This window comes from Bordetella genomosp. 13 (genome assembly GCF_002119665.1).
GTDB lineage: Bacteria > Pseudomonadota > Gammaproteobacteria > Burkholderiales > Burkholderiaceae_B > Bordetella.
Genome location: NZ_CP021111.1, coordinates 3,211,685 through 3,233,491 on the forward strand (window position 1 = coordinate 3,211,685; position 21,807 = coordinate 3,233,491).

Genomic DNA, 21,807 nt, shown 5'->3' on the forward strand with positions numbered 1-21,807 from the left:
AGCATAATGCGTGCCGAAGCGGCCGCGAGCCCCCTGCGACATCCCTGAAAACTCCCCCATGAACCACCCCGAATCTCCCTCCGGGCGCGGACGCCTTTCGGCCCTGCGGCCACTCCTGCCGTACCTGTGGCCCGCCGGCCGCGGCGATTTGCGCTGGCGCGTCGTGGCGGCCGTGCTGAGCCTGCTGGCGGCCCAAGTGGCCCAGGTCTATGTCCCCATTCTGTACAAGCATGCCGTCGACCACCTGGACGTGCCGGCGCCGGCACTCGCCACGGTGCCGCTGGGCATCATCCTGGCGTACGGCGCCGCGCGCGTGCTGTCCCTGCTGTTCTCCGAACTGCGCGACGCCGTCTTCGCGCGCGTCGGCCAGCATGCCATCCGGTCGGTCGCGCTACAGGTATTCCAGCACCTGCACGCGCTGGCGCTGCGCTTTCACCTGGCCCGCCAGACCGGCGGCCTGACGCGCGCCATCGAGCGCGGCACCAAGGGCATCCAGTCGCTGCTGTCGTACCTGCTGTTCAGCGTGCTGCCCACCTTCTTCCAGATCGCCCTGGTATGCGTGATCCTGTGGCGCATGTTCGACGTCTGGCTGGCGCTGGCCACCGCCGGCACGGTGGCGCTGTACCTGGCGTACACGCTGGCCATCACCGAATGGCGCACCAAATTCCGGCGGCAGATGAACGACACCGACTCCGAGGCCAACACGAAGGCCATCGAGAGCCTGCTGAACTACGAGACGGTGAAGTACTTCGGCAACGAGGCGCACGAGGCCGCCCGCTACGACGCCTCGCTGCAGCGCTATGAGCGCGCCGCGGTGCGCAGCCAGGTCACGCTGTCGCTGCTGAACGTAGGCCAGGCGGTCATCATCTCGGCCGGCCTGACGCTGGTGATGGCCATGGCCGCCAAGGGCATCGTGGACGGCCGCTACACGCTGGGCGACTTCGTGCTGGTCAACACCTATCTGCTGCAGCTGTACCAGCCCCTGAACTTCTTTGGCTTCATCTACCGCGAGATCAAGCAGTCCCTGGTCGACATGGAACGCATGTTCGAACTGCTGGGCCAGCAGCGCGAGGTGGCCGACGCGCCCGGCGCCCTGCCATTGCGCGTGGACGGGGCGACCGTCGAATTCCGCGACGTGCACTTCGGCTACGATCCGCGCCGTCCCATCCTGAAGGGGGTCAGCTTCAGCGTGCCTGCGGGACGCACCGTGGCGGTCGTGGGCCCGTCGGGCGCGGGCAAATCCACGCTCGCGCGCCTGCTGTTCCGCTTCTACGACGCGGACGCGGGCGCCATTCTGATCGATGGGCAGGACATCCGCCAGGTGACCCAGGCAAGCCTGCGCGCCGCGATCGGCGTCGTGCCGCAGGACACGGTGCTGTTCAACGACTCGATCCGCTACAACATCGGCTATGGCCGCCCCGGCGCCGGCGACGCCGAGATCCAGGATGCGGCCCGGTTGGCGCACATCCATGCGCATGTCCTTTCCATGCCGGACGGCTACGACACCGTGGTCGGCGAACGCGGCCTGAAGCTGTCGGGCGGCGAGAAGCAGCGCGTGGCGATCGCCCGCACCATACTGAAAGATCCGGCGATCTTCCTGTTCGACGAGGCGACCAGCGCACTGGACACGCACACCGAACGCGAGATCCAGGCCAACCTGCGCGAGGTCAGCCGCGGCCGCACCACGCTGATCATCGCCCATCGCCTGTCCACCGTGGCGGACGCCGACGAGATTCTGGTGCTGGGCGATGGCCGTATCGTCGAGCGCGGCCGCCACCATGCGCTGCTGGCACAGGGCGGCGTGTATGCGGGATTGTGGGCGCGGCAGCAGGAACTGGCCCGCGCCGAAGCGCAGGGCGCCTGACGGCGCGCTGAAAAGGCCTGGGCGCTATCCGGGCAGGTGGTCAGGCACGCCCTGGGAGTCAACCGAGCGTACCGCGGCCAGCGCGTTGCGCGCGGCCGACATGGCTTCGACAGTGCTGCGGAAACGGCGGGAAATAAAGATCTCGAACACCTGCGGCTCGCCCTCGCCCTGGGCCGGCCTGGATTCTATGAAGGCACGCGGCGGCACGCCGCCTTCAGGGTGCGTCGCGTAGGCAACGAGGTTGAAACCATCAAGTACTTTCGAAGACATGCTGGCATCCCATTCTCGCCGCCATGCGCGGCACACTACTGACCGGTAACGACAGGCAATACCACGCGCTTAAGAAGCCTGCTGCCGGGCGGGTGGTGCCGCGACATGCCAGGCAGAGGACGCCCGCGACGATCAGGGGGCCAGGCGAAAGCCCAGGTCGAAGCCCCAGCGATCCGTCTCGCGCAACCACTTGGCCTCGCAGCGTACGCACCGGAAATGCTCGACCCGGTTCTGCTCGCGACCTTGTTGCGTGGGATTGGTGAAACCTTGGTAGCCGAGTTCGGGATGTGGCGAGACACCGGACAGGCCCGGTGAAATGGCTCGGCACGATGGACACATCACACTCACGACTCACCCCCAATTGCGTAACCAACGAATTGTAAGGGGTTTCGTCAAATTCGAACGCCTGAAGTCACTTGTTGCGTCAAATTTCCCACGCATGTTGTTCAAACGGACGTTTTGGTCGCCACGTTTTCCAGCGCTTCGTAACACGTCGCAAGATGATAGGGCGTCGTGGAGGGCATGTCGGGGCGCGCCAGGGCGCCGTCCGATTGCAGCACCTCCCGCCAGCCGCCCTCGTGCAGGAAGCGGTCGCGAAAGTGTTGCAGCTGTCGCTCCAGGCCGGCATGGTCGCCCGTCAGCGCCAGATAGCGCGCATATTCCGTCTGGGCCCAGATGCGCTGGGCGGGATCGCGCACTCGCCCGTCGCCGTCCAGCGCGGCGCACACGCCGTCGGTCAGCGGGTCCACACCGGCGGTTCGCGCCCAGGCGCAGCCTCGGGGCACGGCCAGGAAGAGCGCCAGCCCGTCGTACACCTGCAAAGCGGACAACAGCAGCGACTGCCATTCGAACTGGTGCCCGGGCTCCAGCCGGTTGCCGCCGGAGCCGGTATCGGGTGCGCGGAGCGCAACCGACGCCAGCGGCAACTCCGCGATGCACTGGGTAGCGGGGTCGAGATAGCGCGCGGCCACGTCTTCGGCGATGTCGCGCAGCAGGCCGGCAAACCACGCGGGCTCAGCCACGCGCGCCGCCGCCTGGTAGGCCTCGGTAAGGTGCATGATCGGATTCTGCTCGGGTCCGCGCAACGGCCCGCCGTCGGGCCGCAAGGCCGCGTCATAGCCGCCGTCGGCACGGCGGAAGCGCTTCTCGATCAGGCGCGCCGTGGCCAGCAAAGCCTGTCGGGCGCGCGGTTCGCGGGTGCGCTCGAAGTACACCGCGCATGCCAGGGTGACGAAAGCGTAGGTGTACAAGTCTTGGGTGCGGTCCAGCGCCAGGCCCTGCGGGTCGACGCTGAAGTGCCACGTATCGTCCGCGGGGTCATGGAAATGGCGCAGCATGGCATCGAACAGCGCGCCGGCGTGCGCGGGACCGGCGTCGCCCGCCGCCCGCGCATGCACGTATATCTGCCTGGCGCAGGCCATCGCGCGATAGCGCTGGTCGGGCAGCGGCACGCCATCCTGGGACAACGCCTCGTGCGGCAGGCCCAGCGCGGCATTGAAGCCCGCGCCGCGCCATAGCGGCAGGATCACGTCATCGTAATGTCGGCGCAGCGCGCGCACGGTGTCGGCCAGGGGGTGAGGCATGAAATCGTTTGTTCGCGAGGGACGGCCACGCACGCCGGCCGGCCGCCTGGAGCGGCGGCGCAGGCGCGCGCTCGCGCAACGATAACCCGAAACGCCGCAGGCAGCCGCGGCGCGGGCCGCGGTGCGCCTGGCGCGGCATCACCGATAGACATTCTCCTGCAGCCAGTCCATCGCGAACGCTTCGGCGCGATCGCGCGCCTCGTCCAGGGACGCGCAGGCGCCCAGATAAGAGAACGCGGCATCGACTTCCGTGCCGCCTTCGGCCGTGACCGTCAACAGTACGCCGTACCCGCCGGTATCCATGGCGGCGGTGGAGACGTCGATCAGAACTTCCTGGTCATGATGCTGCATGGCGCCCTCCCAGTCGGTTGCTACATAGGCGCGTGATTCGTTCCACGCGACGTCGGCGGGCAGCGTACGACCCGTCGTTGTCAAAATTGGACCCGGGCCATGGGCCTGAGTTCAGTTCCGGCAATTCAGCCTGCGGCATGCCGGTTTCAGTGGATTACGCTGTTGCGGGGCGGAGCTGCCCCCTACTGCTGCCTGGCTTAGTGCAGGTGAATGGCGGCCGGGTCGGCCATGCGCAGTGCCAGCCGCCCTTTGTCGGTGAGGCGAAAGCCATCGTCGGTCGCTTCGATGCAGCGCAGGATCTGCAGGGCCTCGGCGATGTGAGACGGCATGTCGTGTGCGGATTCGGCGGCGGCGCCGGAGCGCGGCTCGCGTGCCGCGGCCAGGATGCCGAGCCAGTAGGCCAGTTCTCCTTGCTGGATGCGGGCGGCGGTCATGGTGTCGTGTGAAGCGCGATGATGCAGAACCCCGACGATAGCACGACGCGCCGGACTCGCCGCCGGCGGCAAGCTGGCCCGGGCAGGCTCAGGACAGCGTGCGGTCGTCCGGACGGGTCACGCGGACCGCGATGGGCGCGGGACGCAGCATCCGCTGGCGGATGAGCTGCGCGAGGCGCGGCCCCAGTATGGCGACCGCCACCATCAATGCCATCCAGAAACCCAGGAACTGAAGGAACGTCGTGAACAGCGGATCCATGGTCGTCTCCTTTCTCGTCATGTGGTGCTGGGACGCCACGGCGTGGATCGTTGTCGCATCACGCCGGGGCACGGATGCATCCTAATTCCGGAACGGCCCGCGGGGGAATGGCTTTCCCAGACTCGGTTACAAGAACCATTTTTTTGACGGATCCGGGGCTGCCGGGTCTTTTCCCAGGGAAAAGGCGCCGTCGGGATGCGGACGGCACGGGCCGCGGAAGCGCTCGCCGTCGGCGGCAAAGCGTTGCTGCAAGCGGCTTTCGGCGCAATGGCGGCCGGCATGCCGCGCGCGAGCGCCTGATACACGGCGGATACAGCGGGCAAAATCTTGCGCGAAGCTCGCTTACAAGGCGCGATGAGAACCGCAGCGGTAAAAAAACCGGAGAGACGGACGCGCCGCAGAGAGAAAAGGCCAAAGAGAAAAAAGGCCCACAAAGAGAAAGGCCAATGAGAAAGGCCGCTAGTGATCTGCATCACTAGCGGCCTTGGAACTGCTGGTCGGGACGGCGGGATTCGAACTCGCGACCCCTTGCACCCCATGCAAGTGCGCTACCAGGCTGCGCTACGCCCCGAAAGAACGAAAGTATATCAGGTTTTGTCCCCGAGTGTGAGGACTCTTCGCGCTTCGACACTTCTCATCCGATTGGCTGATGCGGAAGCGATAAGCCCTACATACACTGCCGAGCGCCGCAACAGCTCCGGGCTTTCCGGCTCCTCGTACCCATCCGCACAACCGAGAAAGAACAATGAAAAGCGCCGTGAAAGCCACCATCGCCCTGCCTCTGCTGCTCGCCGCGGCAGGCTGCGGAAACTTCAACAGCGTCTACCGCACCTTCAGCGTCGACGACCGCCAGAGCGTGATGGTGGACGTCAAGCAGCGAGCGGTGCTGGTCGCATCGCGCACCGAAGCGGCCGGCGCGGTTCCTTACCCGGTGGTATGCGCGGAAGTCAGTCCAGACGCGATGTCGGCATACGCGGCCGAGCTGGCGGCGAACGTCGACACGCCCAGCGGCGTGGCGGCGGGATTGGCGGCCGCGTCGCAGGAGGCCGCGGCCTATATCGGCAATCGCACACACACGATACAGCTGCTGCGCGACGGGATGTACCGGCTGTGCGAGGCGTACATGAACAAGGCCCTGACCGCCGATCAGTTCGATACGGACATGCGCCGATATCAGAAGTACATGGTGGCGCTGATGGGCATAGAGCAGTTGACCGGTATCGTGCGCACGCCGCCGATGGCCATTTCGACCGACAGCCAGGCAAGCGCGGCGCTGTCGATTCCGAAGGTACGGAAAGAACTCGCCGCCATCGATGCCAGGCTGGCGCAGCTCGATGAAGAGAGCAAGGGGGCAAACCTCTCGGACAAGCGCAAGGCGGAGGTCGCGCAGGAGATTACGGATGAAAAGAAAAATCGGGAAGACCTGGGCGCGGCGCTGAAAAACATGCAGGGCGCGGCAACCGGAGGCAAGGCCACCGTGGAGGTATTCGATGCGGGCAATCCGGATCGGGATGCGCTCGTGGCCGCGGCCGTGACGGCCGTGCATCAGATCATGCTGGCCGCCATGCAGTCGGACGAGACAGTCAGCGTATGCCTGAGCCTGTACCGGGACTCGAGCCAGACGAACTCGATCGCCGCACAGCACTGCAAGGAAGACTTGGGCGCCCGCCTGGATTTCCGCACGAAGTCACTCGCGGCGCTACTGGACGAATACAAGGCGCTGAACACACTGCAGAGCCCGGACGCGAATCAGCTGGCTCGGCTGAACGCCGTACGGGCCGCGCTGGTCGCCAATACGTCCGTCGAGCAGGCGCCAAGCTCGACCATGTCCGGCAGCCAGACGGGGGCGGCCACTCCGGAAATCAGGCCTCGCGGCGGCCCGGGCGCCGGCACGAGCAACCGGGGCATGGGCACCGGCCCGGGCTCTCTCATCGGCGCAGGCACCGTGATTCACCAGACGGTAAACGACAGATAGCGACCGGGCCTTCGACGGCCCTTATCGGCGCCCGTCAGGACCGCGGCGCCAGCGCCTCGCCCAGCATCGCCGAGATCCCGCCCAGTTCGGCGCGCAGCGCCTGCACTTCGGCGGGCGACAGGCGTACCGCGGCTTCGGGATCGTTGGCCACGGTGTCGCGCGCATCGCCCAGGCGATTGCGCGCGCCGCTGATGGTGAACCCCTGCTCGTAAAGCAGCGAGCGGATCTTGCGGATGAGCAGGACTTCGTGGTGCTGGTAATAGCGGCGATTGCCGCGCCGCTTCACCGGCTTGAGCTGCGTGAACTCCTGCTCCCAGTAGCGCAACACGTGCGGCTTCACGCCGCAGAGGTCGCTGACCTCACCGATGGTGAAATAGCGCTTGGCAGGAATGGGAGGAAGAACAACGACGGCGGTGGATTCGGAACGTGTCATAGAGAGATTTTATGCCGCTGATTCCGTGGAGACCGATGACAATTGCCGACAAAGCGTATCACTGCGACTAGGGTTCGGCATCCGTTTCCGGCTCCGCCCCAGGCGGGGCCTGCTCGACCACGCTTTTCAGTTTCTGGCTGGCGTGGAACGTGACCACCCGGCGCGCCGCGATGGGAATGGTCTCGCCGGTTTTCGGGTTGCGGCCGGGACGCGGCGGCTTGTCCCTTACCTGGAAATTGCCGAAGCCCGAAAGCTTCACCGCGTCGCCGCGCGCCAGCGCCTCGCGGATTTCCTCGAAAAAAGTGTCGACGATGTCCTTGGCTTCGCGCTTGTTCAGGCCGACCCGCTCGAAGAGCAGCTCCGCCAGTTCGGCCTTGGTCAACGTGCGCGGTTCGGCAATCATAGCGGTCCCCATGGTCAATCGCGCAGGCGGGCGGCGTGCAAGGTTTCGAGCCTCGAGACGATGCTGTCCATGCACTGCGACACCCTCGCCTCGTCCAGCGTGACTTCAGTGTCCTGTAGCCAGAATCTGAAGGCAAGGCTCTTGTCCGAACGTTCGGCGGCGCCCTCGCCCGCGGAGTCGGTGTGGCCCTGCCGCGGCTTCTCGCGCCACACATCGAACAGGCGCACGTCCTGCACCAGCGGCAGCTTACCGGTGCGGCGCATCTCGGCAACCGTGTCCAGCAGGTCCTGCGCGGGCACGTCGGCCGACACCCACAGGGCCAGGTCGCGCACCACCACGGGCTGGCGCGACAGTTCGCGCACCTGCGGCAGGCGGCCGGCCTGCAGCGCCTCGATGTCGAGTTCGAATACCACCGGTGCGTGGGCCAGCTCGGACTGCTGCACCCAGCGCGGGTGCAGCTCGCCCAGCCAGCCGATGACCCGGCCGTCCAGTTCGATGCGGGCCCCGCGGCCGGGATGCAAGGCCGGATGGCGGTCGGCCACGAAGCGCAGGTCGGCCGCGCGGGCGCCGAACAAGGCCTCGACGTCCATCTTCACGTCGTAGAAATCGACCTGGCGCACAGGCTCGGCCCATTGTTCGGCGACGGCCGGGCCCCAGGCGGCGCCGGCCAGCTTCAGGGGCTGCGTCAGGCCCGCCACGGCCAGTTCGCCATCCTGCGCCTGCGCATCGCGCATGAAGACGCGGCCCAGTTCGAACAGGCGCACGCGCGACTGCTTGCGGTTGGCATTGTGGCGGATGATGGAGACCAGGCCGGCGATCAGGCTGGATCGCATCACCGACAGGTGGCTGGCGATGGGATTGACCAGGCGCACCGGCGTCTCGTTGCCGGCGTAATCGCGCTCCCAGTCCGCCTCGACGAAGCTGTAGTTGACCACTTCCTGGTAGTCGCGCGCGGCGACCTGGCGGCGCAGGCCGTGCAGGCCATGGCGCGCCTCGGGCCGCGAATGCATCTTGGCGCGCGCCACGGGCGGCACGCTGGGGATGTTCTCGAAGCCATGGATGCGCGCCACTTCTTCAATCAGGTCTTCTTCGATGACCAGGTCGAAGCGGTACGAAGGCGGCTGCACCACGAAGTCGTCGCCTTCGCGGGTGTATGGCAGGCCCAGGCTGGTGAAGATGCGCGCCACCTCTTCGGCGGGCACGGCCACGCCCAGCACGCGGTGGCAGCGCGCCAGGCGCATGCGCACGGGCTCGCGGGTCGGCAGGTTGACGACCTGGTCGTCCAATGGGCCGGCCTGTCCGCCGCAGATGTCGACGATCAGGCGGGTGATGCGTTCGATGTGCTCGGGAATGCTGGCGTAGTCGACGCCGCGTTCGAACCGGTGGCTGGCGTCGGAGCTGAACTTGTAACGGCGCGCGCGGCCGGCGATGGCGCCGGGCCACCAGAACGCGGCTTCGAGATAGATGTTGCGGGTGTCGAGGGTGACCGAGGTAGCCTCGCCGCCCATGATGCCGGCCAGGCTCTCGACCTGGTCGCCCGCGGCCACCACGCCGACCCGGCCGTCCAGCGTGATGGTCTGTCCGTTGAGCAGTTCCAGCGTCTCGCCCTCGCGCGCCCAGCGCACGTCGATGTCGCCCTGGATCTTGTCCAGGTCGAACACGTGCGACGGCCGGCCGAGTTCAAGCATGACGTAGTTCGAGATGTCGACCAGCGCCGAGATCGAGCGCTGGCCCGCGCGCTCGAGGCGCGACTTCATCCAGGCGGGCGTGGCGGCGCGCGCGTTCACGCCGCGGATCACGCGGCCGGCAAAGCGGCCGCACAGCTCGGGCGCCTGCACCGTGACCGGCAGGCGATCGTCGATGGTGACCGGCACCGGCTCGAAGCCGGGCAGCGACACGGGCAGTCCCGCCAGCGCCGCCACCTCGCGCGCCACGCCCAGGATGGACAGGCAGTCGGCGCGGTTGGGCGTGAGCTTCAGCGTGAAGACGGTGTCGTCCAGGTCGAGGGCCTGACGGATGTCCTGGCCGGGCGCGAGCGTGCCGGGCAGCTCGAGCAGGCCGGCATGGTCCTGCGACAGGCCGAGCTCGCGGGCCGAGCACAGCATGCCCGAGGACTGCACACCGCGCATCTTGGCCACCCCGATCTTCATGCCGCCGGGCAGTTCGGCGCCGACGCGGGCCAACGGCACCGTCAGGCCGGCCGCCGCATTGGGTGCGCCACAGACGATCTGCAGCAGCTGGCCTGAGCCATCGTCGACCTGGCACACGCGCAGCTTGTCGGCATCGGGATGCGGCGCGATCTCGGCGATGCGGGCCACCACCACGCCGCTGAAAGGCGGCGCGGCCGTGGCGGTGTCTTCGACTTCGAGGCCGGCCATCGTGAGCCGGTGAGCCAGCTCTTCGGACGCGATCGGCGGATTGACCAGCGAACGCAGCCAGGATTCGGGGATTTGCATGTCAGTCTGCCATAGCGCTCAAGGCGCCATCCAAAACGAATTGAAGTCAAGAACCTCGGGCATCGAGGACTTCATGGATCAGAAGAACCTCGGGCATCGAGGACACCACGGATCCGGCTCCGCCGGTCCGTCGGTGTCGCCCCCTGGAGGGGGCGCGCGAAGCGCGTAGGGGGTGGGCCCTATTCATTCGTTGAACTGGCGCAGGAAGCGCAGGTCGCCTTCGTAGAACTGGCGCAGGTCGTTGACGCCGTAGCGCAGCATGGTGAGGCGCTCGAGGCCGGATCCGAAGGCGAAGCCGATGTAGCGCTCGGGATCCAGGCCGAAGTTGCGCACCACCTGCGGATGCACCTGGCCGGAGCCGGAGATCTCGAGCCAGCGCCCGCGATTCGGACCCGACGTGAACATCATGTCGATCTCGGCCGAGGGCTCGGTGAAGGGGAAAAACGACGGACGAAAGCGCACCACCAGGTCGTCGCTTTCGAAGAAGCAACGCAGGAAATCGGTGTACACGCCCTTCAGGTCGGCGAACGAGATGTTCTCGTCGATCCACAGGCCCTCGACCTGGTGGAACATCGGCGAATGCGTGGCGTCGCTGTCGACGCGATACGTACGGCCAGGCGCGATCACCTTGATGGGGGGCTTGTGCATGCGCGCGTAGCGCACCTGCATCGGGCTGGTGTGCGTGCGCAGCAGCAGGGGCAGGCCCTGGCTGTCGTTCATGTCGACGTAGAAGGTGTCCTGCATCGACCGCGCCGGGTGGTCCAGCGGGTTGTTGAGGGCCGTGAAATTGGTCCAGTCGTTCTCGACCTCGGGGCCGTCGGCCACGTCGAAGCCGATGGAGCGGAAGATCTCTTCGACGCGTTCCCAGCTGCGGATGACGGGATGGATGCCCCCGGCGGCCTTGCCGCGGCCCGGCAGCGTGACGTCGATGGTCTCGGCGGCCAGTCGGGCGTCGAGCTCTGCCTGCGCCAGCGCGGCGCGCGCCTCGCCCAGCAGCGCCTCGACCTTCTGCTTGGCCTGGTTGATCTGCGCGCCCATGACGCGCTTCTGCTCGGGGTCGAGCTTGGCAAGCCCCTTGAGCAGCACGGTCAGCGCGCCGTCCTTGCCGAGGAATCGAGCCTTTTCGTTCTCGAGCGCCGCGGCGTCCCTGGCCGAGGCGAAGCGTTCTTGCGCCTGGGAAACCAGGTCGTCGAGCTGTTGAGTCATGGCGTGTCAGCCTTCAAAACGCAAACGGGGCCATGACAGCCCCGTTTGCAAGCGCGATGCGCGATAGAACGCGATCAGGCGGCCAGAGCGGCCTTGGCTTGCTGGACGATGGCGGCGAAGCCAGCCTTGTCACGCACGGCCAGGTCGGCCAGAACCTTGCGGTCGAGTTCGATCGCAGCCTTCTTCAGGCCGGCGATGAACACGCTGTAGCTCATGCCCTGTTCACGCACGGCGGCGTTGATACGGGTGATCCACAGGGCGCGGAAGGTGCGCTTCTTGTTGCGGCGGTCGCGGTAGGCGTACTGGCCGGCACGCATGACCGCCTGCTTGGCGATGCGGAAGACATTGCCGCGGCGGCCGCGGTAACCCTTGGCGGCGTTGAGGACTTTCTTGTGACGGGCGCGGGCAGTTACGCCGCGTTTGACGCGAGGCATGTGGGATCTCCTATCAAGCGAACGGCATCATCGCCTTGACGGAGGCGACGTTGGTTTCGTGGACCGCGGCGGAACCGCGCAGTTGGCGCTTGTTCTTCGTGGTCTTCTTGGTCAGGATGTGACGCTTGAACGCCTGACCGCGCTTGATCGATCCGCTGCCGCGAACCTGAAAGCGCTTGGCAGCGCTTTTCTTGGTTTTCATCTTGGGCATGATGATTCCTGGGTGTGTTGATATTGCATGGCAGACAGGTGCTTGCAGCGGATGAAAAAGCCCCGAGGCAAAACTTGTCGAACCTGCGCCACTTCTGGTTTTTTCCAGGCAAAGCGACCGCGGCTGGCGACTCAATGGTCGAATCAACTGCGGCAAATCCGGAAAAGTCTTTGATTATATGGCAATTTTGCCAGTGGTGTCGAATCGCCGCGGGGCATGGGCGGCCGGGCGCGCATGGGAGCCCCCCGCCGCCCCTCAGGTACCATACCCGCAACCATCCCGGCGGCAGCCCCGCTGGGCCGCCCTGTCGACCCTTTTCCCCGCCATGAGCGTCAAAACCGCGCTGAGAGTCATAGAAATCATCGAAATCTACGCGCGCGAGAAACGCCCGCTGTCGCTGTCGGAGCTGGCCCGCCTGTCCGACGTGCCGGTGTCCAGCTGCCTGGCGCTGATACGCACGCTGACCGACCTGGGCTACCTGTACGAGACCGGCCGCCGCCAGGGCTATTACCCCACGTCGCGCCTGCTGGCCATGGCGCAGGCCATCGCCCGCGCCGATCCGGTGCTGGACCGGGCCTACCCCCGGCTGGCCCAGCTGCGCGAGGCCACGCAGGAAACCGTGGTGATCGCCAAGCTCGACGCCGAGGGACGCGTAGTGTATCTGGACGTACTCGATTCGCCGCACACCATACGCTACGTGGCCATGGCCGGGGAGTTCCGCGAGGCGCATGCCAACTCGCTGGGCAAGGCGCTGCTGTCCACGCTGACGGAGGAAAGGCGCCGGGCACTGCTGTCGCGCCGCCCGCTTACCCGCTACAACGACCGCACGCTGGTCAGCGTGGACGCCATCGAGGACGAACTGGCGCGCTCGCGGACCAGGGGCTGGTTCGCCAACATCGGCGAGTCCATCGCCGACGTCGGAGCCGTCGCCTGGCCGGTGGCGCTGTCGGGCGAGCATTACGCCATCTCCATCGGAGGTCCGGTGCAGCGCATCGAACCCCGCCAGCAAGAATATGCGGCGCTGCTGCGCGAGGCCTGCGCGGCGCTGGAGCAGCGCGGCGGCTAGCGCGGCGGCTAGCGCGGCGGCCAGCCCGCCTGACCCGCGCCTTGTGGCTGTGACTGCGGCTGCGGCGGCTGCAGTGAGCCCTACCAGCGCACGCCGATGCCGGTGCTGTAGATCGATTCGTTCAGCGACTCTCTTGAACTGCTGACCTGGTTGCGGGCGTACTTCATGTACAGCGACAGCCAGCTGTTCATGTTGTAGCGCGCGCCCATTTCGCCCGAGACCGACACGTCGGCGTCGCCGTCGAACGGGCGCAGCAGCTCGCCGCGCGCGAACAGCTCGAACTGCTTGCCGCTGAAATAGTGCACGTAATCCCATCTCAGGCTGTAGGCATAGCTGTTGTCGCTGCCGCCGTCCGAGTAGCCATAGTGCACGCGTCCGAACAGCGCCGACAGCGAGAAAGCGCCGCGCTCGTCGTCCCAGAACTGATAGCCCGGCCCGGTGCCGTAGGCGGTCTGGCGGTTCAGGTCTTCCACCCAGTCGCGCCTGTGCAGCACCCTTCCCTGCCAGAAGGCTTGCTTGGACAGGAATCGGTCCAGCGTGTAGTCGACGCCATAGTTGTCGGTGTTGACGCTGGCGTCTTCCTCGCTGCGGGCGTAAGTGGCGTTCAGCGCGTGCCGCCACAGCCCGTGCCGCAACCCGCCCTGCAGGGCAGCCGAGTAATCCTGTGTGTCGGTGGACGCGCTCTTGAGGTTCGCGGCCAGGTCCAGCCGGCCCGTGAACAGCGCATCATTGAGGAAGGGGCGAGGCCGCACGGCGCTGTTGAGCGACGATAGCGGCAGCGGCTCGCCGAGCGGGGCCTCGACCGCATCGCCATCGCCATCGCCATCGCCATCGCCCTGGGCGCCGTACACGACCACCGATCCCGCCTGCGCCGGCTTCAGCGTCGCCCGGTACGCGCGCTCGTATTCTTCGTCGCGCAAGACCAGCTCGCCATCGCTCTGCATGGTCTTGACCTTCTCGATGGCGATGCGGATCTCGCCGCCGTAATCGGTATGTATCAGCAGCTTGCCCGCATCCAGCGACCGGATGGTGCCCGAGATGCGGTCACCGTTGTTCAGCCATACGGTATCCGCGAATGCCAGGCCACCCGCGCCGTACAGCAGGACCAATACGATGAAGCGTGGCAGGCATGAAGCAATCCGTCGCAGATGGAGCATGGGCACGTGGGCTGACAGCGAAACCCAGCATCCTAAAGAAATGCCGCTGCGCACACACTACAAGCCTTTCCAGAACGCCTCCAAGCCTTTCCGGTCCGACATGACCTGGAAAGAACCCCCCCGCCATTCCTAACGCCCCTTGAAAACGGGCGCCCGCTTCTCCAGGAAAGCCTGGCGCGCCTCGCGGGCATCCTCGCTGCGGGCCACCTGCGCCGTCATGTCCTGCTCGTAGCGATAGCCGTCGCGCAGGCTCATGTCCTCGATCGCGTTGGCGGTCTGGATCATCAGCTGCACCGACACCGGGCTCTTGGCAGCGATCTGGCCGGCAATCGACGCGGCCTCTTCCAACAGCCGATCGGCCGGCACGCAGGCCTCGACCACGCCCAGGCGATACAACTCTTCGCCGGATACGCGCATGCCGGTCAGCATCATGCGGCGCAGCCGCGAATGGCCGAACAGGCGCTGCGCGTGCTTCACGCCGCCCAGCAGGCCGACGTCGACCTCGGGCAATGCCAGGCATGACCCTTCGGCGGCCAGCAGAATGTCGCACGATGCCGCGATGCCCAGGCCCGCGCCAAGGGCCGGCCCGTTCAAAGCGGCGATGACGGGCTTGGGGCATTCGCGGATGGCATGGAACAGTTCGCGCGTGCGACGCGAGTGCTGCGCCAGCCCGCCCGGTGCATCCAGCATCTGGCCGCGGTTCTTCAGGTCCGCGCCGGCGCAGAATACGCGCCCGCGACCCGTGAGCACGACGCAGCGCACGGCCGGGTCCTGGCCGAACTGGTCCATGGCCAGGGTCAGGTCGAGCAGCAGTTGCGTGTTCACGGCGTTGACGGGCGGGTGATCCAGCCACACGGTGGCCACATGGTCCTTCAATTCGACGTGCAGGGTGTCGAAGCGGTAATCGGGCGTGTCGGACATGTCGTTCCTCTGTCGGCAGCGATGATGGATTGCGGATGGACACCGGGTGGCCGCGGCCACGACCGGCAATCAGATTGCCTGCTCGGCACGCAGGTCGGAGATCTCGGCGTCGGACAGCCCCAGTTCGGCCAGCACCTCGTCGGTGTGCTGCCCCAGTGTGGGCGGACCGTCGCTCAGGCGCAGCGAGGCATGGCGGAAGCGGAACGGACTGCGCACCTGCGGCATGTCCATGCCGTCCGGGTGCGGCACGGAAAAACGCATCTCGCGATGCCGGACCTGCGGATCCTCGAAGATCTCGCGGATGTCGTTGATCGGCGCGGACGGCACGCCCTCGCGCTCCAGCGCCGCCAGCAGCGCGCCCTTGTCGTGCTGGATCAATTGCTCGTCCAGCCATTGGTCGAGCAGCGGCAGGTTCTCCACGCGGCCGGCATTGGTGCGGAAGCGCTCGTCGCGCGCCATCTCGGGCTGCCCCAGCACGCGGCACAGCTTCTCGAACTGCGCGTCGGACCCGACGGCCATGATGATGCTGCCGTCGCGGCACTGATAGACCCGCTGCGGCTGGATATTGGGATGACGGTTGCCGCGCCGGGGCGGCACCTGATTGCTCAGCATGTAGTTCATGGCCTGGTTCGCCAGCAGCGTCACGCCCACGTCGAGCATGGACATGTCGATGTACTCGCCTTCGCCGCTCACCTCGCGCCGCGCCAGCGCGGCCAGGATGGCCGTGGCCGAGTACAGGCCGGTGATAAGGTCGACCATGGGCACGCCGATCTTCATCGGGCTGCCGCCTGGGCGATCATCCGATTCGCCGGTGATGCTCATCAGGCCGCTCATCGCCTGAATCATGAAGTCGTAGGCGGGCTGCCGGGCGCGCGGCCCGGTCTGGCCGAAGCCGGTGATCGAGCAATAGACCAGGCGAGGATTTTCGGCCCGCAGTTGCTCGTAGCCCAGGCCCAGGCCGTCCAGCACGCCGACCTTGAAATTCTCCAGCACCACGTCCGCCTCGCGCGCCATGCGCCGCACCAGCGCCTGGCCGCGCGGCGACTTCAGATTGATCGTCACCGAGCGCTTTCCGCGATTGCAGATCAGGTAGTAGCCAGACTCGCCGGACTTCTCCCCATCGGGCCTGCGCAGAAACGGAGGGCCCCAGGCCCGCGTATCGTCGCCCACGCCGGGCTGTTCGATCTTGGTCACCGATGCGCCCAGGTCGGCCAGGGTCTGGCTGGCCCATGGACCGGCGAGCACGCGGCTCAGGTCGAGCACGCGGATGTGGGACAAGGGATGAGGCTGCTGGGACGGCATGGTGCTGGGGACTCCGCTCATTGTTTCTGAATACCGGCTTTCTCGATCACGCCGCGCCAGCGGGCCTGCTCTTTGCGCAGCAGGTCCGCCATCTGCTCGGGGGTATTGGCGATGGCCAGGATTCCCTGCTCGAGCATGCGCTTCTTGACCTCGGGTTCGGCGATGGTGGCCTGCAGGGCGCCGGCAAGCTTCTGCACCACGGCCTCCGGCGTGGCCTTGGGCACGGTGATGTAGTTCACCGGCGACGCGTCGTAGCCCGGCAGCGCCCGCGAAATCGGCGCCACGCCGGGCAGCATCGGCAGTTCCTCGGTGGTGGTCACACCCAGCGGGACGAGGCGGCCGTCGCTGATGAACGCCGTGTAGATGCCCACGGTGTCGATGGCGATGTCTCCGTTGCCGCCCACCAGGTCCTTCACCGCATCGCCGGTGCCCTTGTACGGGATGTGCTGCAGCTTGATACCCGCCAGCATCTGCAGCAGTTCGCCGTTCAGGTGGCTCGAGGCGCCTATGCCCGCGCTGACGAAATTCAGTTCGCCCGGCCGCTTCTTTGCCAGCTCGATCAGCTGGGGCAGCGACGTCACGCCCAGCTTCTTGTTCACGACCAGCACGCTGGGCGCCAGCGACACCTGCGACACCGGGCGCAGATCGGCCGGATCGTAGGGCATGTTCTTCATCAGATAGGGCAGCGTCATCTGCTGGCCGGGCGTGGTGTACAGCAGCGTGTAGCCGTCGGGATCCGAACGCGCCACGGCGGCGGCGCCGATCACGCCGCCCGCGCCGGCCTTGTTCTCGATGATGACCGGCTGCCCCAGTTTCTTGCTCAGGGTGTCCGCCACCACGCGGGCCGTGAGGTCGGCGCCGCCGCCGGGCGCGAACGGCACGATCATGCGGATCGGGCGGTCGGGATACGCCGCGTGCGCCGCGCCGGCCACAAGCGCCAGCACGCAGACGCGCATCAGGAATCTAAGCATGGTTGTCTCCTCGGTGCATGCCCGCGGTCGCAGGCTCGTTGTGATATCTGGAAATGGTTCAGTCATGCTCGGGCGGCAGCGCATCGAGCCTGGCCAGCGAAGCCTCGACGACCTCGTGCAACAGCCGGGTCACCACTTTCACCGCCTGCGTGGGCCGGTCGGTCAGCATCAGCGACACCATGCGCAGCACGCTGGGCTGCACGATCTCGGCAGCCTGCAGCTCGCCGCGCTCGACCTCGGCGCAGACCGTGTGCCAGGGCAGCACGGTGTAGCCGGCCCGCCTGACCACCATCTGCTTCTGTATGAAGCCGGAGTCCGCCTCGACCGGGACGCGGATGTCCACGTCGTGGCGTCGTCCCATCTCGTCGAGCATCATGCGCACCGAAGACGGCTTGCGGGACAGCACCAGCGGAAGGCCGTCGAGCCGGACGAACGGCACCTGCGGACCGGCCGTCACCTGGTCGCCCGGCGGTCCGATCAGGTACGAAGGCAGGCGCAGCAGCACCTGCTCGTCGCTGCCCAGCGCATCGTGGCTGCGGTACGGCAGGCCGATGTCGATCTCGCGCCGTTGCAGCCAGGTCTCGATCTGGCCGGCCGCACTCTCGACGATCTGCATGTGGATGCCCGGATACTCTTTCTGCACGCGCAGCAGCAGCGGCACGATCAGCGCCTCGCTGAGCGACGGGAGCGTGCCGATGCGCACCGTTCCGGTTACGCGTCCATGAGCCGCGGCCACGACGTCGCTCAGCGCGTCCGCGCCGGCCAGCACCTGTTCGGCCACGGGCAGCACCTGCTGGCCCAGTTCCGTCAGGCCGACCCCACGGCCGTTGCGGGTGAACAGATAGCCGCCGCACTGCTTTTCCAGCATGGACAGGTAGCGGCTGACGGCGGGCTGGCTCACGCCCAGGTCGATCGCCACCTTCGTGATGCTGCCGCTGCGCGCCACGCGGGCAAAGATGCGCAGCGCGCGCAAGTCCCAGCCCTGGACTTCGTTGGTCTTGGCCATGGGCTTACTGCGCGGACAGTTTCTCGGCGGCGATGATGGCGCTCCAGCGTTCGACCTCGCTGTCGAAGAACGCCCGGAATGCGGCCTGGTCGCGGTAGATCGCCACCGCGCCCATGTCGGCGGCGCGCTGCTTCACGACGGGGTTCTCGACCACTTGGCGCAAGCGGGACTGCAAGGCCTGCACCACGGGTTGCGGCGTCCCGGCGGCCACGAAGATGCCCCACCAGCTCGAGGCATAGACACCGCGCACGCCCAGTTCGTCCAGCGTCGGCAAGTCCGGAACCTCGGCCAGGCGTTCGGGGGCCGCCACCGCGATGGCGCGGATGCGCCCGGACTGCACGTGCGGCATCGCCTGCGCCGTGTCGAAGTACGCGTCGACCTGGCCGCCCAGGAAATCGTTGATCGCGGCGGACGTGCCGCGATAGCTGACATGCGTGACACGCAGGCCCAGTTGCCGCGCGAACAACGCGGCAGCCAGGTTGGGACTCGACCCGACGCCGGAATTGGCGAACGTCATGCGCCCCGGCTCCTGCTTCGCATAGGCGATCAGCCCTGGCAGATCCTGCGGCAGGCCGGATCGCACGTACAGGATCAACGGGCTGATGGCGACCTGCGCCACGGGCACGATATCGCGCGGCTCGTACGGCAGGGCCTTGATCATGGCGGGGTTGGTGGCGGTGCCGACACTGCCCAACAACAGCGTGCGGCCGTCGCCCTTGCTCTTGGCGACGAAGGCAGTGCCGATGGCGCCCCCTCCTCCGGCCCGGTTGTCGACCAGGACGGATTGCTTCTGCCCCTCTTGCAGCTGCTCGGCCAGCACGCGTCCGTACAGATCCGTGATGCCTCCCACCGCATAGGGCACCACGATGCGCTCCACTTGCGCGTCCGCGGAATCGGCCGCTTGCGCGGATGCCGCCGCGCAAGCCAGGTTCAATGCAAGCCCGCCGATGCCGGCCGCCAGCCATGTCTTCCAGGTGCCCATCGCCTTTGTCTCCTCGCCTATGCGGCTGTTCTGAATCCATGGGGAATTCTAAGGAGTCGCCGCCATGTGGAGACATGGAATTCCTGATAGCAGTCCTTAGCTTTCCGTTATGAACCGCCCACCGGTTCCTACCTAGAATTCCGCCACGCAGGCAATGCTTCCCGCATGCATCCAGGAAGGATCTCAATGACACTCGACTCCCATACGCTGTTCGGCCCCCTGTCCCGCCATGCCGAGTTCATGGACGCGGCCGCAGACCTGCTTGGCCGGCTTTCGCCCCTGGGCCGGCTGCGCAAGTTGCGCGCGACGAATCCAGGCTGGGAACGCCAGACGTGGCGCGACCTTGCCGAGGCGGGCTGGATCGCCGCGGGCGTGCCCGAGGCGCAAGGCGGCCTGGGCCTGGACCTGCAAGCCTGGGGCGCCATCGCCACCGCCGTGGGCGCCTCCCCCTTGCCCGAGCCCTACCTGGGCGGCGGCGTGATGGCCGCCCTGGTGCTGCCCGCCATCGCGGGACAGCCGACCGCCGCCGGACTGCTGCGGGACGTCCTCGCGGGCGCCACCGTACTGGGCCTGGCCTGGCAGGAAGACCCGGGCGAGGTCGTACCGACCTCGGTATCGACCTCGGTCAGCCGCGACGGCTCGCGCATCCACGTGGTGGGCGCGAAACGCTGGGTCGCGCCGGCGGGCGCCGACGGGTGGCTTCTGCATGCGCGCCTGGGCGCCCTGCCCACGCTGGTCTGGGTGCAGCCGGACGATGCGGGCGTGACGGTGGATACCGAGGCGCGCGCGGACGGCAGCCTGCTGTGCACGCTGCACATCGACACTTGCCTGCCCGCCGAACGCCTGCTGGCGCAAGGTCCCGACGTGGACCGTGCCTGCCAGCACGCCATCGAGTCGGTGCGCCTGCTGCAATGCAGCGAGCTGTACGGCATCGCGCGCCGCGTCTACACGATGACGCTGGATTACCTGAACACGCGGGTGCAGTTCGGCAAACCCATCGGCGCGAACCAGGCCCTGCAGCATCGCATGGTCGACGCCTACATCAGCGTCATGGTCTGCGGCGCCCTGCTGGACCAGGCCTATCACGACGTCGCCGCGCAACCCGCCGCCCTGCCGCGCGCCGCCGCGCTGGCCAAGTCGCGCATCGCCGAACGCGTCATCGCGCTGTGCCGCGAGGCCGTGCAATTGCACGGCGCCATCGGCTACACCGACGAGTACGACGTGGGCCTGTACCTGAAACGCGCGCTGCACCTGGCCAGCTGGCTGGGCAGCCCCCGCACCTTGCAGGCCCGCCACCTGGCGCTGGCCCAGCACCAGGGTGGCCCGGTGCAGCCCGAGGGTCCGGCCGCGGAGGGCGACGACTACGAGGCCATGTCGGAAGACGGGTTCCGCCTGATGCTGCGCGCCTTCCTGCGCGAGCACTACCCGCAGGAGCTGCGCCACGTGCCGCGCCGCCTGCGGCTGCACGAGGTGCGCGACTGGTACATGAAGCTGTCCGAGCGGGGCTGGCTGGCCCCGGCCTGGCCGCGCCGGCACGGCGGCATGGCGCTTTCGCCGGCCAGGCTCCTGGTCTTCTTCGAAGAAATGGAGAACTGGGGCGCCGCGCGACTGCCGGACCAGGGCATCATCAACCTGGGGCCGGTGCTGATCAAGCATGGCACGCCCGAACAGCAGGAACGCTATCTGCCGCGCATCCTGTCCGGTCAGGACATCTGGTGTCAGGGCTACTCCGAGCCCAATGCCGGATCGGACCTGGCCTCGCTGCGGACGGAGGCCATACCCGACGGCGACGACTTCATCGTCAACGGCCAGAAGATCTGGACCACCCTGGCGCACGACGCCACCCACATCTTCGCGCTGGTCCGCACCGACAAGACGGGCAAGCCGCAGGCCGGCATCAGCTTCCTGCTGATCGACCTGGCCACGCCGGGAGTGACGATCCGGCCCATTACGAACATCATCGGCGAAGAGGAATTCTGCGAGGTGTTCTTCGAGAACGTGCGCGTGCCGCGGGCCAACCTGGTGGGCGCGCCCAACCAGGGATGGAGCATCGCCAAGGACCTGCTGGGCTATGAACGCATCTTCGCCGGCAGCCCGCAACAGTCCAGGCAGGCGCTGCACCATCTGGAACAACTGGCCGAAAGCCAGGCGTTGTACGACCTGCCCGAGTTCTGCCAGGTCTATGGGCAACTGCTGGGCGCGGTGCGCGAACTCGAGGCCCTGTACGGACGCTATGCGGACATCGTGCGACGCGGCGAACTACTGCCGCCGTCGGTCTCCGCGCTGAAAGTGCTGGCCACCGAGACCTATGTGCGCATCGCCCGCGAGATCGTCCACTGGGCCGACGAGGCCGGTGCGACATGGCAGGGCATGCCCATGGCGGACGGCACGAAACTCGTGCCCTGCGCGCCGTTTCTGCAGTCGCTGGTCACGACGATCTACGGCGGTTCGAGCGAGATCCAGCGCAACATCGTCGCCAAGGCCGTGCTGGGTCTGCCCAGCCGCTAGCCTCGAACCGGGATC

The 21,807-nt window shown here is 67.2% G+C and carries 22 protein-coding genes and 1 tRNA gene; 4 read left to right on the forward strand and 19 right to left on the reverse strand.

Annotated elements, in window-relative coordinates:
• Positions 1 to 58: 58 nt before the first annotated feature.
• Positions 59 to 1,864 (forward strand): ABCB family ABC transporter ATP-binding protein/permease, encoded by a 1,806-nt coding sequence (locus CAL15_RS14385; RefSeq protein ID WP_198299057.1) that lies wholly within the window; start codon positions 59 to 61, stop codon positions 1,862 to 1,864.
• Between the two features lie 24 nt (positions 1,865 to 1,888).
• Here the strand turns inward: CAL15_RS14385 and CAL15_RS14390 are convergent, their stop codons facing one another.
• The 7 genes from CAL15_RS14390 to CAL15_RS14415 all read right to left on the reverse strand — a co-directional run bounded on the left by CAL15_RS14390 (position 1,889) and on the right by CAL15_RS14415 (position 5,332).
• Positions 1,889 to 2,134, reverse strand: coding sequence for a hypothetical protein (locus tag CAL15_RS14390; protein ID WP_086079228.1), 246 nt, complete (start codon positions 2,132 to 2,134; stop codon positions 1,889 to 1,891).
• Between the two features lie 132 nt (positions 2,135 to 2,266).
• Positions 2,267 to 2,482 (reverse strand): hypothetical protein, encoded by a 216-nt coding sequence (locus CAL15_RS14395; RefSeq protein WP_086079229.1) that lies wholly within the window; start codon positions 2,480 to 2,482, stop codon positions 2,267 to 2,269.
• 98 nt (positions 2,483 to 2,580) lie between these two features.
• Positions 2,581 to 3,717 (reverse strand): AGE family epimerase/isomerase, encoded by a 1,137-nt coding sequence (locus CAL15_RS14400; protein ID WP_086079230.1) that lies wholly within the window; start codon positions 3,715 to 3,717, stop codon positions 2,581 to 2,583.
• Positions 3,718 to 3,855: 138 nt separating this feature from the next.
• Entirely contained in the window at positions 3,856 to 4,068 is a 213-nt protein-coding gene (locus tag CAL15_RS14405; protein WP_086079231.1) for a hypothetical protein, read from the reverse strand.
• A gap of 197 nt (positions 4,069 to 4,265) precedes the next feature.
• Complete coding sequence (locus CAL15_RS14410) at positions 4,266 to 4,502, reverse strand: hypothetical protein (protein ID WP_086079232.1); 237 nt, start codon at positions 4,500 to 4,502, stop codon at positions 4,266 to 4,268.
• Between the two features lie 88 nt (positions 4,503 to 4,590).
• The gene (locus CAL15_RS24420; protein ID WP_157666666.1) at positions 4,591 to 4,761 is read right to left on the reverse strand and encodes a hypothetical protein; all 171 of its coding nucleotides are present in this window, start codon (positions 4,759 to 4,761) and stop codon (positions 4,591 to 4,593) included.
• 494 nt (positions 4,762 to 5,255) lie between these two features.
• Positions 5,256 to 5,332, reverse strand: a tRNA-Pro gene (locus CAL15_RS14415).
• Between the two features lie 186 nt (positions 5,333 to 5,518).
• Here CAL15_RS14415 and CAL15_RS14420 point away from each other — a divergent pair.
• Positions 5,519 to 6,736 carry a hypothetical protein gene (locus tag CAL15_RS14420; protein WP_157666667.1) on the forward strand — a complete coding sequence of 406 codons (1,218 nt, stop codon included), beginning with the start codon at positions 5,519 to 5,521 and terminating at the stop codon, positions 6,734 to 6,736.
• A gap of 34 nt (positions 6,737 to 6,770) precedes the next feature.
• On the opposite strand, the gene CAL15_RS14425 is transcribed toward CAL15_RS14420, so the two are convergent.
• The 6 genes from CAL15_RS14425 to rpmI form a co-directional block, all read right to left on the reverse strand.
• Complete coding sequence (locus CAL15_RS14425) at positions 6,771 to 7,169, reverse strand: MerR family transcriptional regulator (protein ID WP_086079234.1); 399 nt, start codon at positions 7,167 to 7,169, stop codon at positions 6,771 to 6,773.
• A 67-nt stretch (positions 7,170 to 7,236) separates the two neighbouring features.
• Complete coding sequence (locus CAL15_RS14430) at positions 7,237 to 7,584, reverse strand: integration host factor subunit alpha (protein WP_086079235.1); 348 nt, start codon at positions 7,582 to 7,584, stop codon at positions 7,237 to 7,239.
• Positions 7,585 to 7,586: 2 nt separating this feature from the next.
• Entirely contained in the window at positions 7,587 to 10,028 is a 2,442-nt protein-coding gene (gene pheT, locus CAL15_RS14435) for a phenylalanine--tRNA ligase subunit beta (RefSeq protein ID WP_086079236.1), read from the reverse strand.
• 183 nt (positions 10,029 to 10,211) lie between these two features.
• Positions 10,212 to 11,234 (reverse strand): phenylalanine--tRNA ligase subunit alpha, encoded by a 1,023-nt coding sequence (gene pheS, locus CAL15_RS14440; RefSeq protein ID WP_086079237.1) that lies wholly within the window; start codon positions 11,232 to 11,234, stop codon positions 10,212 to 10,214.
• 74 nt (positions 11,235 to 11,308) lie between these two features.
• Positions 11,309 to 11,668 (reverse strand): 50S ribosomal protein L20, encoded by a 360-nt coding sequence (gene rplT / locus CAL15_RS14445; protein ID WP_086079238.1) that lies wholly within the window; start codon positions 11,666 to 11,668, stop codon positions 11,309 to 11,311.
• 13 nt (positions 11,669 to 11,681) lie between these two features.
• On the reverse strand, positions 11,682 to 11,879 hold the full coding sequence (gene rpmI, locus CAL15_RS14450; protein WP_006387997.1) for a 50S ribosomal protein L35: 198 nt from the start codon (positions 11,877 to 11,879) through the stop codon (positions 11,682 to 11,684).
• A gap of 325 nt (positions 11,880 to 12,204) precedes the next feature.
• Here rpmI and CAL15_RS14455 point away from each other — a divergent pair, with 325 nt between their 5' ends.
• Positions 12,205 to 12,945 carry an IclR family transcriptional regulator gene (locus CAL15_RS14455; RefSeq protein WP_086079239.1) on the forward strand — a complete coding sequence of 247 codons (741 nt, stop codon included), beginning with the start codon at positions 12,205 to 12,207 and terminating at the stop codon, positions 12,943 to 12,945.
• 80 nt (positions 12,946 to 13,025) lie between these two features.
• Here the strand turns inward: CAL15_RS14455 and CAL15_RS14460 are convergent, their stop codons facing one another.
• From CAL15_RS14460 to CAL15_RS14485, 6 genes are all read right to left on the reverse strand, one after another.
• On the reverse strand, positions 13,026 to 14,102 hold the full coding sequence (locus CAL15_RS14460; RefSeq protein ID WP_086079240.1) for a DUF481 domain-containing protein: 1,077 nt from the start codon (positions 14,100 to 14,102) through the stop codon (positions 13,026 to 13,028).
• A gap of 129 nt (positions 14,103 to 14,231) precedes the next feature.
• Positions 14,232 to 15,023: an enoyl-CoA hydratase/isomerase family protein gene (locus tag CAL15_RS14465; protein WP_086079241.1), complete on the reverse strand. Its 792-nt coding sequence runs from the start codon at positions 15,021 to 15,023 to the stop codon at positions 14,232 to 14,234.
• Positions 15,024 to 15,092: 69 nt separating this feature from the next.
• Entirely contained in the window at positions 15,093 to 16,325 is a 1,233-nt protein-coding gene (locus CAL15_RS14470; RefSeq protein ID WP_086079242.1) for a CaiB/BaiF CoA transferase family protein, read from the reverse strand.
• Between the two features lie 17 nt (positions 16,326 to 16,342).
• The gene (locus tag CAL15_RS14475; RefSeq protein WP_086079243.1) at positions 16,343 to 17,296 is read right to left on the reverse strand and encodes a Bug family tripartite tricarboxylate transporter substrate binding protein; all 954 of its coding nucleotides are present in this window, start codon (positions 17,294 to 17,296) and stop codon (positions 16,343 to 16,345) included.
• A gap of 58 nt (positions 17,297 to 17,354) precedes the next feature.
• On the reverse strand, positions 17,355 to 18,302 hold the full coding sequence (locus CAL15_RS14480) for a LysR family transcriptional regulator (RefSeq protein ID WP_086079244.1): 948 nt from the start codon (positions 18,300 to 18,302) through the stop codon (positions 17,355 to 17,357).
• Between the two features lie 4 nt (positions 18,303 to 18,306).
• Positions 18,307 to 19,284 carry a Bug family tripartite tricarboxylate transporter substrate binding protein gene (locus CAL15_RS14485; protein WP_086079245.1) on the reverse strand — a complete coding sequence of 326 codons (978 nt, stop codon included), beginning with the start codon at positions 19,282 to 19,284 and terminating at the stop codon, positions 18,307 to 18,309.
• Between the two features lie 186 nt (positions 19,285 to 19,470).
• On the opposite strand from CAL15_RS14485, the gene CAL15_RS14490 reads away from it, so the two are divergent.
• On the forward strand, positions 19,471 to 21,792 hold the full coding sequence (locus CAL15_RS14490) for an acyl-CoA dehydrogenase (RefSeq protein WP_086079246.1): 2,322 nt from the start codon (positions 19,471 to 19,473) through the stop codon (positions 21,790 to 21,792).
• Positions 21,793 to 21,807 lie beyond the last annotated feature (15 nt).

Bases quoted from the DNA above. Each gene is read 5' to 3' on its own strand.
- CAL15_RS14385 (WP_198299057.1), top strand. From the start codon at position 59: ATGAACCACCCCGAATCTCCCTCCGGGCGCGGACGCCTTTCGGCCCTG.
- CAL15_RS14390 (WP_086079228.1), bottom strand. From the start codon at position 2,134: ATGTCTTCGAAAGTACTTGATGGTTTCAACCTCGTTGCCTACGCGACG.
- CAL15_RS14400 (WP_086079230.1), bottom strand. From the start codon at position 3,717: ATGCCTCACCCCCTGGCCGACACCGTGCGCGCGCTGCGCCGACATTAC.
- CAL15_RS14405 (WP_086079231.1), bottom strand. From the start codon at position 4,068: ATGCAGCATCATGACCAGGAAGTTCTGATCGACGTCTCCACCGCCGCC.
- CAL15_RS14410 (WP_086079232.1), bottom strand. From the start codon at position 4,502: ATGACCGCCGCCCGCATCCAGCAAGGAGAACTGGCCTACTGGCTCGGC.
- CAL15_RS24420 (WP_157666666.1), bottom strand. From the start codon at position 4,761: ATGGATCCGCTGTTCACGACGTTCCTTCAGTTCCTGGGTTTCTGGATG.
- CAL15_RS14425 (WP_086079234.1), bottom strand. From the start codon at position 7,169: ATGACACGTTCCGAATCCACCGCCGTCGTTGTTCTTCCTCCCATTCCT.
- CAL15_RS14430 (WP_086079235.1), bottom strand. From the start codon at position 7,584: ATGGGGACCGCTATGATTGCCGAACCGCGCACGTTGACCAAGGCCGAA.
- pheT (WP_086079236.1), bottom strand. From the start codon at position 10,028: ATGCAAATCCCCGAATCCTGGCTGCGTTCGCTGGTCAATCCGCCGATC.
- pheS (WP_086079237.1), bottom strand. From the start codon at position 11,234: ATGACTCAACAGCTCGACGACCTGGTTTCCCAGGCGCAAGAACGCTTC.
- rplT (WP_086079238.1), bottom strand. From the start codon at position 11,668: ATGCCTCGCGTCAAACGCGGCGTAACTGCCCGCGCCCGTCACAAGAAA.
- rpmI (WP_006387997.1), bottom strand. From the start codon at position 11,879: ATGCCCAAGATGAAAACCAAGAAAAGCGCTGCCAAGCGCTTTCAGGTT.
- CAL15_RS14455 (WP_086079239.1), top strand. From the start codon at position 12,205: ATGAGCGTCAAAACCGCGCTGAGAGTCATAGAAATCATCGAAATCTAC.
- CAL15_RS14460 (WP_086079240.1), bottom strand. From the start codon at position 14,102: ATGCTCCATCTGCGACGGATTGCTTCATGCCTGCCACGCTTCATCGTA.
- CAL15_RS14465 (WP_086079241.1), bottom strand. From the start codon at position 15,023: ATGTCCGACACGCCCGATTACCGCTTCGACACCCTGCACGTCGAATTG.
- CAL15_RS14470 (WP_086079242.1), bottom strand. From the start codon at position 16,325: ATGCCGTCCCAGCAGCCTCATCCCTTGTCCCACATCCGCGTGCTCGAC.
- CAL15_RS14475 (WP_086079243.1), bottom strand. From the start codon at position 17,296: ATGCTTAGATTCCTGATGCGCGTCTGCGTGCTGGCGCTTGTGGCCGGC.
- CAL15_RS14480 (WP_086079244.1), bottom strand. From the start codon at position 18,302: ATGGCCAAGACCAACGAAGTCCAGGGCTGGGACTTGCGCGCGCTGCGC.
- CAL15_RS14485 (WP_086079245.1), bottom strand. From the start codon at position 19,284: ATGGGCACCTGGAAGACATGGCTGGCGGCCGGCATCGGCGGGCTTGCA.
- CAL15_RS14490 (WP_086079246.1), top strand. From the start codon at position 19,471: ATGACACTCGACTCCCATACGCTGTTCGGCCCCCTGTCCCGCCATGCC.